This is a genomic window from Chloroflexota bacterium (assembly GCA_020850535.1).
Classification (GTDB): domain Bacteria; phylum Chloroflexota; class UBA6077; order UBA6077; family JACCZL01; genus JADZEM01.
The window spans coordinates 25,157-37,141 of sequence record JADZEM010000063.1 but is presented as its reverse complement, the minus strand read 5'-3'; the positions used below and the strand labels follow the sequence as shown (position 1 = coordinate 37,141).

The window sequence follows — 11,985 nt, the reverse complement described above, 5'->3', positions numbered from 1 at the left end:
TGTCTTGCCATGGCGATCTGGGCGTTCATTGAGGTCGGCGCGGCGCAGGCGCTGGCAGGCTACTCCGGCTTTGAGGTTGTCTGGGCTCGGTACGGCACACACCTGGCCCTCATGCTCGTGGTGTTCGCCCCACGAAGGCGGACAGCGTTGGTGCGAACGTCCAGATTGTGGCTGCAACTTGGACGTGGCGCCCTGATGCTTGGGATGCCAGCCTGCTTCCTGTTCGCCGCCAGGCTGCTGCCCCCGAACGACATTCTCGCTGTCTTCTGGATCTCGCCGTTGCTGGTCGTGTTGTTCGGGGGGCTGGTGCTTGGAGAACGGGTGCAGCCGGGCCAGTATCTGTGCGCCGCGATCGCATTTGTCGGTGTCGTCCTCATCCTGCAGCCCGCGTCTCACCTCTTCTGGCGGCCGCTGCTGCTGGCGCTCGGCATGGCGCTCTCGTTCGGCGTGTATGTGATCTGCACCCGCATCCTGCGTAACGAAGCCCCGACGACCAACCTCTTCTACACGGCGGCGGTTGTGTTTGTGGTGCTCAGCGCGGTGCTTCCGTTCTTCTGGCGCGCGCCAGACTTCGACGCACTGATCGCCATGATGGGGGTCGGCAGCATGGGATTCGTCCTGCTCTGGATGCTCGACTATGCCCTGAGCGTCGCGCCGGCCAGCACGGTGGCGCCACTCGCATTCACGCAGCCGCTCTGGTTTGTGCTGCTCGGCCTACTGACCGGCCGGACACCCAACCTGTTCGTGGCGGTTGGGGCATTGACGGTTGCGGCCGGAATCGGGGGCTACGTGGTGATGGAGATGAGACGAGCGTGAACACCGCAACGAGTGCCCACGCGGCTGCGACTGCCCCTGCCACTACGGCTGCTCAAGCAACGGGGTCAGGTCGCGCGTCAGCGTATCCACCAGGGCGGTGCGCTCGGTCTGCAAGTAGAAATGGCCGCCAGGAAACGTCTCGACGCGGAACGTGTTGCACGTCTGGCGCTGCCACTCCTGGAGCGACGGAATGGGGGTGTGCTGATCCTGGCGACCGCCGAAGACGGAGATGGGGCAGGGCAGAGGCGTTTCTTGCGCGTAGTGGTACGTCTCGAGCATGGCAAGGTCCGCACGGAGCGTCGGCAGGAGCAGCCTCAGGAGCGCGGGCTCCGCAAGCACAGCCCGTGGGATCCCGTCATAGCGCCGCACGATCTCGGCAACAAAGGCCGCCGGGGGCAACTGGTGGATCGGGGGGGCAGTGGACACGATGTGCGGAGCCGCTCGACCCGAGACGAACAACCACTCCGGCATCGGGAGCCCCGCGCGACGCAGCGATTGGGCCGTCTCGAAGGCAACGAGGGCGCCGAGACTGTGTCCGAAGAACGCGAACGGCCGGTCCGTCAAGGGCAGGAGCGTCTGCGCCAGCATCGCGGCAAGCGCCGTCAGCCGCGTCGCGGGCGGTTCGCGTAAGCGACTCTCACGCCCCGGCAGCTTCCACGCGCACAACTCAACTCGTGGCGGCAGCAGCGCTCGCCATGGGAGGTACTGCGCGACGCCGCCGCCTGCGTACGGGAAGCAGATCAGCCGTACCGCTGGATCGGGCAAAGGCTCTGGGCGAGCCATCCAGTGCGCGAGATCACCCGAGTCAAACGGCAGTGTGGACATTGGAAGCGGAGTGTTGCACAGCGAGCCTGGCTCAGCCAAGGGCTTCGCTTGCAGGCGGTCCCCAGGGTCAGGCGAATGCCGGGCTCGTGACGGCCCCAGGGTGTTCGTCAGCGACTGCCCTGTCATCTCACCGTACCTCGCGACGACCTCGGTTCTGTTTTGAAGGGCGTGAAAGATCTCACCGATGAGTACAGTACAGCCGAGCATGACTGCTCCCGCGGATCGTCGTAGTCTCTTGCAGGATGCCCTCCGCGCCATCGACGAGCTGCAAGCGCGCATCGACGCCTCGGAGCACGCTCACCATGAGCCGATTGCTATCGTCGGCATGGGCTGCCGTTTTCCTGGCGGCGCCGACAATCCGGAAGCGTACTGGGACCTGATGCATCGCGGGATCGACGCGGTCCGCGAAGATCCCGGTGACCGCTGGGACGACGCGGATCGATTCGGAACCGACACGCCGATTGTCGGCGGCTTCCTGGATCGAGTCGACACGTTCGATCCGCAGTTCTTTGGCATCTCTCCGCGTGAAGCCTCGACGATGGACCCGCAGCAGCGTCTTCTCCTTGAGGTCGCCTGGGAGACGCTGGAGCGAGCGGGCCAGGATCCGCGAGAGCTTGTCGGAAGCAAGACCGGTGTGTTCGTCGGCATCACGGCCCAGGAGTACGGGCTGATGTCCCACGAACGCGGTCCGCAAGACAACATCTATGTTGCCACGGGCACCGCCTTGAACGCGGCGGCAGGCCGCATCGCGTACACGCTGGGGCTTCAGGGACCGTGCTTCGCGGTCGATACCGCCTGTTCGTCGTCGCTCGTCGCCGTCCACCTGGCGTGTCAGAGCTTGCGGACGCGGGAGAGCGACGCGGCGTTGGCCGCTGGCGTCAACGCCATGCTGCTTCCGAACGCGTTTGCGATCATGAAAGGGTGGGGGGCGCTGTCGCCGACCGGGCGCTGCAAGACCTTCGATGCCAGCGCCGACGGATTCGTGCGCGGTGAGGGCTGTGGAGCTTTGCTTCTGCGCCGGCTCTCGGATGCCGTCGCGCGGAACGACCAGATCCTCGCCGTCATCCATGGGTCCGCCGTGAATCAAGATGGCCGCAGCGGCGGCCTGACGGTGCCGAATGGGCTCGCACAGCAGGCGCTCGTTCGGCAGGCGCTCGCCAGCGCCCGGGTGGCCCCGTCCGCCGTCGGCTACGTCGAAGCGCACGGCACCGGCACCATGCTCGGTGACCCGATTGAAGCTGAGGCGCTGGGTATCGTGTATGGGGAGGGGCGGCCGGCAGACCGGCCGCTGCTCATCGGATCGGTCAAGACGAACCTCGGTCACCTCGAATCGGCCTCGGGCGTTGCCGGCATCATGAAGGTGGTGCTGGCACTTCAGCACGGCGAGATCCCTCGTCAACTGCACTTCAGCGAGCCGAATCCGCGCATCGCCTGGGACACGCTGCCGCTCGCCGTGACGAGCGACCCGGTGGCGTGGCCGCGCACGGACCGGCCACGCCTGGCTGGCGTCAGTGGCTTTGGCTTCAGTGGAACGAATGCCCACGTCATTCTTGGAGAGGCTCCGGCCAGTACTCCGTCCGCCCTGAATGCCGCTCTGCCTGAGCGGCCGCGCCACGTGCTGACACTTTCGGCGCGGACGTCTACCGCCCTGAACGAGCTGGCGAAGCGCTTTGCCGCGCACCTGGCAGCGAACCCGTCGATCGGACTGGGAGATGCCTGCTACTCGGCGAATACCGGGCGCGCGCATCTGAAGCATCGGTTGTCCGTGACCGGCAGCTCATCCGACGAACTGCGGCTCGCCCTTGAGTCGGCGTCAGTGCGTGGCGCCGGGGCCGCGGCGCCGAGCCAGCCGGCGGTGACAGCGCCGCCAAAGCTCGCCTTTCTGTTCACGGGTCAGGGCGCCCAGTCAGTCAACATGGGGCGTGAGCTGTACGAGACGCAGCCGACGTTCCGCCGTACCCTGGACCGTTGCGCGGAGCTTCTCGATCTGCACTTGCCGGCGCCGCTCTTCGACGTGCTCTTTCCCACCGACCCGACAGATCGACGGATCGACCAGACGGGCTGGGCGCAGCCCGCCCTTTTCGCGGTGCAAGTGGCGCTCGCGGCGCTCTGGCGCTCGTGGGGCATTGAGCCGTCTGCCGTGCTCGGGCACAGCATCGGCGCGTTCGCGGCGGCCCATGTGGCCGGCTCCCTCTCATTGGAGGATGGGTGCCGCGTTGTGGCTGCCAGAGGGCGGCTCATGCAGGCGCTCCCAGCGGGTGGCGCGATGGCGGCCGTCCTGGCGGATCGTGAGACCGTGGGCTCGCTGGTGAGTGGCGAGCCGAACGTCGAGATCGCGGCGGCAAATGCGCCGCGCAGCACCGTGATCTCCGGCCCGGCCGCAGCGGTCGAGTCCGTGCTGGCTCGGTTGGCGGCGCGCGGGATCGAGGCTCGCCCACTGACAGTGTCGCACGCCTTCCACTCGCCGCTGATGGAGCCGATGCTGTCCGCGTTCGAATCGGAGCTGGCAGGCGTGCGGTTCGCCGAGCCGCGCATCGCCTTTGTGTCAGATATGACCGGCCGTCAGGTGGGGCGAGGAGAGCTTCTGGAGCCGTCATACTGGGTGCGGCACGTTCGCCAGACCGTCGAGTTCGCCGCGGGGCTTCACTCGTTGGGCGATCTCCATGCCACGGCGTTCGTAGAGATCGGACCGCACCCGACGCTCACGGGCTTCGGGCGGCAGATCCTCCCTGCGGACGATCTGCTCTGGCTGCCGTCACTCCGACGCGGGGCCAGCGATTGGCAGACGCTGCTCGACAGTCTCGGCGCGCTGTACGTCCATGGCGCCGACGTCGATTGGGTTGGGTTTGATCGCGACCACACGCGGATGCGGTGCGCTCTGCCGACCTCCCCGTTTGAGCGACAGCGCTACTGGCTGCCCACGGACACCGCGCGCCGGCGCTCGCAGGTGTCATTTCAGGTGGCAGACGGGCAGCCACGGCTGTTGGGCGCACGGCGTGCATCGCCGCTCGTTCGCGAGCGTTTCTTCGAGACGACTGTCAGCACCTCGTCGCCGGCGTTCCTGAACGATCATCGGCTGTTCGGCGTCGCGGTGTTCCCAGGCTCTGGGTACATGGAGATGGCGCTGCAAGCGGCGGCGACACTCAGTCTGACGGATGGCTGCGTCGAGGGGCTCAGCATTCAGCAGCCCCTTATGCTCCCAGACGACGAGGAACGGAGACTGCAGGTCGTTCTCACGCCAGAGGCGGCCGATGTCGCTTCCTTCAAGATCATCAGCTTGTCTCACCAGGACGACGATCCGGCGAACGAACCTTCGGCGTGGACACTGCACGCGAGCGGAACCGCCCGCAGGATGAGCCGGCAAGGCGCACCAGCCGCGGAGGACGACACGCTCGCACGCTTGCTCGACCGCCTGACGGAGGAGCTGTCCGTCGCGGACTACTATCAGCAGCTTGCGGAGCTTGGTCTTGAGTACGGAGAGAGCTTTCGCGGAATCACCGCGCTCCGCCGAGGGACACGCGAGTCTCTGGGGCGAGTTGCGCTGCCAGCGGGCTTCCAGGCAGACCTCGCGGCGTATCGGCTCCATCCGTCGCTGCTCGACGCATGCTTCCAGGTGCTCGGCGCGGCGCTGCCCGGCGAGAACGATGCTGAGGCGCCAATCTATGTGCCGATTGGCCTGGATGCGCTCCAGGTACACCAGCCCGGCGTCGCGGATGTCTGGTGCCACGCGACCGTGGACGCCGACCCGTCAGCCGATGCGCCGATCCTGCGGGGCGAGCTGTGCCTGTACAACTCGCAGGGAGGGTGTGTCGCGGAGGTGCGCGGGCTTCAGCTCGGCCGAGCGAGCCGCGCGGCGCTCCGACTCACCGACAATACGCGGCTGACTGACCACACCTATGAGGTTGCATGGCGGTCGGCCCCGCTGCTGGAAAAGGCGGCGGGCATCGCGTCCGTTGAGGGTGCTGGGTCTGTTGATGGCGCCTGGCTCATCGTATCCGGCCGCGGTGGCCCCGGCGCCGACCTGGTGTCGCAGTTGATGGCGCGGGGAGACGCCTGCATCCTGGTGGATGCGTTCGCTGGTGATCTCGCGACTGAGAATACCGACGGCACGGCGCAGCCACGGGCAACGAGCGAGTTCGGCAGCCTGCGCGCCGGCATCGTCGAGCGGCTCAAGGCGGGCCCGACGGCGATCCGTGGGCTCATCTACGTGCCGGGCGCCGGCGCTCAGGATGGCCTCCAGCGGGCGGAGCGGGATCCCTCCGTTGCACTCTCGTGGCTCCTTGAACTGGTGCAGGCGGCCGCCAGCGAGAACATTCAGGCGCCGTTGTGGGTTGTCACTCGTGGCGCCCAGGCCGTCGTCGAGGACAGTGCACCCGCGTGTGCATCGCAGGCAGCGCTCTGGGGGATGACACGCGTCGTTGCTGCCGAGCATCCCTCGCTGCATCCACATCTTGTCGATCTCGATCCGGACGCGGCGGCCGACTGGGCCGCTCTGATTCTGGAGCTGGACGCTGTCGATCGCGAAACCCAGGTTGCCTGGCGTGGCGGGAAGCGATACGCGGCGCGGCTGGCCCGCGCAGTGGTCGGCGCTGATCGGCCTGCCGCGGCGTCACGCACGCCCGGCGAGCCGTACCGTCTGGAGATCCTGGCGCGCGGCACGTTGGACGGCATGCAGCTGGCGCCGCTGACACACCGTGCGCTGGAGCCGCACGAGGTCGAGATCGAAGTCGAAGTCACCGGCCTCAACTTTCGCGACGTGCTCAATGTCCTCGGTATGTACCCAGGCGATCCAGGGCCGCCGGGCCTGGAATGCACGGGCCGGGTGGTGGCTGTTGGCAAGGACGTCACCACGCTCGTTCCTGGCGATGCCGTGCTCGGGATTGCGCCCGAAGCGTTCAGCTCCTTCGTGGTGACGCCTGCGGAGCTGGTGACGCGTCGGCCAGCAAACCTCTCGCCTGAGGACGCGGCGACGATCCCAATTGCATACTTGACGGCGATGTACGGGCTGCAGGAGCTTGCCGGCCTCAAGGCTGGCGAGCGCGTGCTGATCCATTCCGCGGCCGGTGGCGTCGGTCAGGCGGCGGTGCGGCTCGCCCAGAAGCTGGGCGCCGAAGTGCATGCGACGGCCGGCAGCCCGGCTAAGCGCGAGTTCCTGCGCGCGATGGGCGTTACGCATGTCTACGACTCGCGGTCGCTTAACTTTGCCGACGAGATACGCGCGGCGACCGGCGGGCAGGGTGTCAACATCGTCCTGAACGCTCTTTCTGGGGAGTTCATTCCGAAGAGCCTCTCAACGCTGGCGCCCGGTGGCCGCTTCCTGGAGATCGGAAAGCGTGACGTCTGGACCGCTGAGCGGATGGCGGATGAGCGGCCGGATGTCGCGTACTACCTGTACGACCTCGGCGATGCGCTGGTATATCAGCCCGGTCTGATTGGCGAGATGCTGACCAGCCTGGTCGCCGACCTCGCGGACGGCACGCTGGCGCCGTTGCCGTATGACACCTTCTCGATGGACGACATGGAGGCGGGTTTCCGATTCATGGCGCAGGCCAGGCACATCGGCAAGGTGGTTCTGATCCACGCATTCGCACCTGCTGACGCCGAGATACCAGCGACGCCGCGCTTCCGCGAGGACGGGACGTATCTGATCACCGGCGGGCTCGGCGCCCTGGGCTTGCAGCTTGCGACCTGGGTCGTGGAGCAGGGCGCACGACACCTTGTGCTGACCGGCCGGCGGGCGCCCGCTGAGGACGCGCAGCAGACGATCGGTCGGCTCACCACTGCCGGCGCTTCCGTGTTGACGCGTCAGGTTGACGTGGCCGTCCCCGAGGAGATGGACCGCCTCTTTGCAGAGCTGCGGTATTCCCATCCCCCACTTCGCGGGATCTTCCATGCCGCGGGGCTGATCGACGATGGCCTGCTGTTGCAGCAAGACGCTGAGCGCTTCGCGGCAGTACTGCGGCCCAAGGTGGCGGGAAGCCAGGCGCTTCATGCGCTGAGCGCCGACGCTTCCCTTGACTACTTCGTCCTGTTCTCGTCAGCGTCGGCGGTCTTCGGATCTCCTGGCCAGGGCGCCTACGCGGCCGGCAATGCGTACCTCGATGCGCTGGCGCATGCCCGACGCGCCGCCGGGCTTCCTGCGCTCAGCATCAACTGGGGCGCGTGGGGGCAGTCTGGTATGGCGGCCCGCATGGACACGCGGCAGCAGACGCGTCTGACGGGTCGGGGCATCTCCCTGATCGAGCCAGAGCAAGGTCTCTCGGCGCTCGGTGAGATGTTGCGGGGCGCGCCGGCGCAGGTCGTCGTCATTCCGGTGGACTGGCCTCGGTTCCTGAAGCAGTATCCGCCCGGGAGCGCGCCACCGCTGTTCGCCGACGTGGCTCGCACGGCGACCGGCGCAGGCAGCGGCGACAGTCGGGCTGTCGATCCCGCCGAGCGTCTTCGTGCGTTCAGGGAGGCATCCGACGAGCAGCGGACTGCCCTCCTCACCGAAACCGTCTCGCGGCATCTGTGCGCGGTGCTCGGGCTGAGCGACACGTCAGCCATCGATCCAGGCCGCTCGCTCAGCGACTACGGCCTCGACTCGCTGATGGCGGTCGAGCTGCGGAACCGCCTCGAGGCAGAGTTTGGCAGTGCGCCGCCTCTCAGCGACTTCCTTGCCGGTCCGACGTCACGTGACCTCGTGGTCGTCTTGCGTGAACAACTGGAGGAGCGCGGCGACGGCGGGGAGGTTGACCAACCGATTGACGCCGACGCGGAGGCGCTCCGCCTTCTGGCCGAGATCGATCGTTTGTCCGACGATGAGGTCAATTCGCTCCTCAACACCATGCTGACGGAAGCGAAGATGACGCCATGAGCCCTCAGCAGGACTCCGCCAGCGATCTCACCATGATTGAGCGCCGAGCTCTGCTCGCGAAGCTGCTGCGGGAGCGGGTAGACACGCCAGCCTACCCGCTGTCCTACGGCCAGCGGGCGCTCTGGTTCATCCACCAGTCCGATCCGATGAGCGCCGCGTACAACGTGGCCTACGCGGTACGGATTGAAGGCACCGTCGCGGGGCCGGCGCTGGAGCAAGCCGTTCGGCAGCTTGTTGACCGGCACGCCGTGCTCCGATCCACCGTCCAGATTCGCGATGGTCAGCCGCTCCAGCAGGTCCACACTGAGATGTCTATCCCGCTCTGTGTGGAGGATGGCGCCTGGAGTGATGAGGAGCTGCTCGCACGCATACGCGAGCTGCACGCTGTGCCGTTCGGTCTGGCGGAAGGCCCGCTGCTGCGCGTCTATCTGCTGCGCCGTGCTGCGAGCGACGCGGTGCTCCTGTTCGTCGCGCATCACATTGCGATCGACGCCTGGTCGCTCGGCATCCTTATGGACGAGTTCAGCAGCCTGTACCGGTGTGCTCTGGACGGCGACCAGGCGTCCCTGCCTGTGCCTCGCAAGTACGCGGACTTTGTGCATTGGCAGGCCACAACGTTGAGCGGGCCGCGCGGCGCCGAGCTGTCGGCGTACTGGCTTGCGCGGCTGGCGGGAGATCTTCCACGCCTGGACCTGCCGCTTGACCATGCGCGGCCGGCCGTGCGCAAGTCCGTTGGAGCAACCGAGTTTCTCTCACTCGACGGGGCCGTGACCGGGCGGCTGCGAGAGGTGGCCCGAGGCGCGCACGTCACGGTCTATTCGCTGATGCTTGCCGCGTTCCACGCATTGCTCTACCGCTACAGTGGTCAGACTGATCTGCTGGTGCTTGCGCCGATGGCTGGCCGTGGCCGTTCGGAGTTTGAGCGCACCGTCGGCTACTTCGTGAGTCCGAGTGTGCTCAGAACGCCTTGTTCAGGCGATCAATCGTTTCGTCAGTTGCTTCAGGATACGCATGACACCGTCCTCGGGGCGCTCGAGCATCAGGACTTTCCGTTCCCGCTCCTCGTCGAGCGGCTGAATCCACCACGGGATGCGCGTCGCTCGCTCATCGCCGACGTGATGTTCAACATGCTCTCGCTCAGCCGGGTGTCCGCGCGGAACTCGACAGGCGCATCTGCGTCGGCCCAGGATCTGCCAGCGAACGGCTTCCGCCTGACGCCGTTTCCTGTGCCGCAGGACGAGGGCCTGCTCGACCTCGCGCTGGATGTCATCGATGTCGGTGAGACGTTTGTCTGTGCGCTCCGGTACGCGACGGACCTGTTCGACCGTGAGACGGCCGTCCAGATGCTGGCACACTACCAGGTGCTGCTTCAGGGCATCGTTCTGGACCTGGAGTGTCCGGTCGCGGCATTGCCGCTGCTCACGGACTCGGAGCAACAGAAGATCCTCCGCACCTGGAACGCCACCGACGCCCCGTACCCGAAGGATCAGACCATCCACGGACTGGTCGACGCGCAGGTGCGGCGCACACCGGACGCGGTCGCGGTGCTCTGCGGTGACATCCAGCTCACGTATCGGGAGCTACAAGCTCGGGCCGAGGTACTTGCTCGGGCGCTCAGGCGGCGCGGCGTTGGTCCAAGCGTCCTGGTCGGCCTGAGCGTGCAGCGCACGGAAGCGCTGGTGGTCGGACTCCTGGGCATCTTGAAGGCCGGCGGCGCATACCTCCCGCTCGATCCGGCGTATCCGGCCGAGCGCCTTGGGCTGATGCTTGAAGATGCTGGCGTCGCCGTCATCGTGACCGATGCTGAGACCGCCCCCAGCCTGCCAGTCTCATCGGACCGGACGCTGCTGCTCCACGGGCCTGGCGATGGGGAGGCCGAGGAATCGACGGAGTCGGGCCGGCCCGACGGAGCGCGTTCGACGGACCCCGGTGCCGATGACCTTGCCTATGTGATCTACACGTCCGGCTCGACCGGGCGGCCGAAGGGTGTGATGATCCCGCACCGAGCGGCTGTCAACTTCCTGACGTCGCTCGACTCGGCACTGCCTCACGCTACCACGGATGTGGTCTGCGCGGTGACCAGCGTCTCGTTCGATATCGCTCTGCTCGAACTCTTCTGGCCACTCATCCGTGGCGCCCGCACCGTCGTGGTGTCAGATCCGATGGTGCGCCGAGCCGGGCGACAGAACGCCGGCGACAGCCGACGTCAGGACCGTTCGTTGACCCGGGCCCTCCGCGACGGCGCCAACATTCTTCAGTGTACGCCGTCCCTGCTCCGCTTCATCTTGGAGGACGAAGAGCGTGCGCAGAGCCTGCAGCGCCTCCAGTTGCTCTTGCTGGGGGGTGAGCCGGTCACCGAGCTGCTCGTTCGCGACGTCACGACGTTCACGTCTGCGCGCATCTTCAACATGTACGGACCGACAGAGACGACCGTCTGGTCCGCGGTTCGTGAGGTTGAGGACGCGGCGACCGCCAGCTTGATCGGGGCGCCGCTTGCGAACGAGCAGTTGTACATCGTCGATCCTGCCGGGCAGCCGGTCCCCGTGGGCGTGGCCGGCGAGCTCCTGGTCGGAGGCGATGGCCTCGCACGCGGCTACCTCGATCGCCCGAACCTGACGGCTGAGCGCTTTGTTCCCGACCGCCTCAGCGGCCGTGAGGGTGCGTCCCTCTATCGGACGGGAGACCTGGCGCGATATCGTGCCGATGGAACCGTCGAGCTTTTGGGGCGCCTTGACCGTCAGGTGAAGCTCCGTGGGTACCGCATTGAGCTGCCTGAGATCGAGGCGGCGCTGTTGCGCCACGATGGGCTGAAGCAGGCGGCGGTCATCGTTCGTGAGGACACCCCCGGTGACGCCCGGCTGGTCGCGTATGTCGTCGCGTCTGGCGCGCCTGACCCGTCGCCGCCGGCGTTGCGCCGGTTCCTCAAAGGGCAGCTGCCCGAGTATATGACGCCCAGCGTTTTCGTCAGGCTGGATGCCCTCCCGCTCACGCCGAATGGAAAGCTCGACACCCGGAGTCTGCCCGTCCCCAATCTCGGCAGCCTGGGCGTGGATCGGCCGGTGGTTCGCCTACGGACGCCGCTTGAGGAGCGCCTTGCGCCGATCCTGGAGCGGGCGCTCGGTGTCCCCCGTGTTGATCCCGACGATTCGTTCGTCGATCTGGGCGGACACTCGCTGCTGGCGGCACAGGTGGCAGCCGCCATCAAGCAACAGCTCGGTGTCGAGCTGAACCCGACGCTCGTACTCATGCAATCGCTGGCACAACTCGCCGACTCGTGTGGCGGCCTGCTGCCGGACCATGAGGGCGAGTCCACGCCGCTGCCTGCGCGGACATCAACTCGTGACGAGGAGTCGGCGGGGACCACGGAGGTGATGGCGCCTCGGGCCGCGCTGCGTTCACGTCTGTTCGGCGCGGCACGACGGCTTCTTCCCGGCGGATCTGGCTAAGCCCTCCGCATTCATGCAGGGATGTCGAAGCCGCAGCCAGAT

4 protein-coding genes are annotated in these 11,985 nt (G+C 67.0%); 3 read left to right on the top strand and 1 reads right to left on the bottom strand.

Going from position 1 to position 11,985, the window contains the following annotated elements; genetic code table 11:
• Positions 1 to 9: 9 nt before the first annotated feature.
• Positions 10 to 816 (top strand): DMT family transporter, encoded by an 807-nt coding sequence (locus tag IT306_09460; GenBank protein MCC7368639.1) that lies wholly within the window; start codon positions 10 to 12, stop codon positions 814 to 816.
• A 42-nt stretch (positions 817 to 858) separates the two neighbouring features.
• Here the strand turns inward: IT306_09460 and IT306_09455 are convergent, their stop codons facing one another.
• Complete coding sequence (locus IT306_09455) at positions 859 to 1,848, bottom strand: thioesterase (protein ID MCC7368638.1); 990 nt, start codon at positions 1,846 to 1,848, stop codon at positions 859 to 861.
• Between IT306_09455 and IT306_09450 the strand changes: the two genes are divergently transcribed.
• Positions 1,847 to 8,497 (top strand): type I polyketide synthase, encoded by a 6,651-nt coding sequence (locus tag IT306_09450; protein MCC7368637.1) that lies wholly within the window; start codon positions 1,847 to 1,849, stop codon positions 8,495 to 8,497. The genes IT306_09455 and IT306_09450 overlap by 2 nt on opposite strands.
• Before the next feature lie 32 nt (positions 8,498 to 8,529).
• Complete coding sequence (locus IT306_09445; protein ID MCC7368636.1) at positions 8,530 to 11,943, top strand: amino acid adenylation domain-containing protein; 3,414 nt, start codon at positions 8,530 to 8,532, stop codon at positions 11,941 to 11,943.
• Positions 11,944 to 11,985: the final 42 nt, after the last annotated feature.

Bases quoted from the DNA above. Each gene is read 5' to 3' on its own strand.
- IT306_09445 (MCC7368636.1), top strand. From the start codon at position 8,530: ATGATTGAGCGCCGAGCTCTGCTCGCGAAGCTGCTGCGGGAGCGGGTA.
- IT306_09460 (MCC7368639.1), top strand. From the start codon at position 10: ATGGCGATCTGGGCGTTCATTGAGGTCGGCGCGGCGCAGGCGCTGGCA.
- IT306_09455 (MCC7368638.1), bottom strand. From the start codon at position 1,848: ATGCTCGGCTGTACTGTACTCATCGGTGAGATCTTTCACGCCCTTCAA.
- IT306_09450 (MCC7368637.1), top strand. From the start codon at position 1,847: ATGACTGCTCCCGCGGATCGTCGTAGTCTCTTGCAGGATGCCCTCCGC.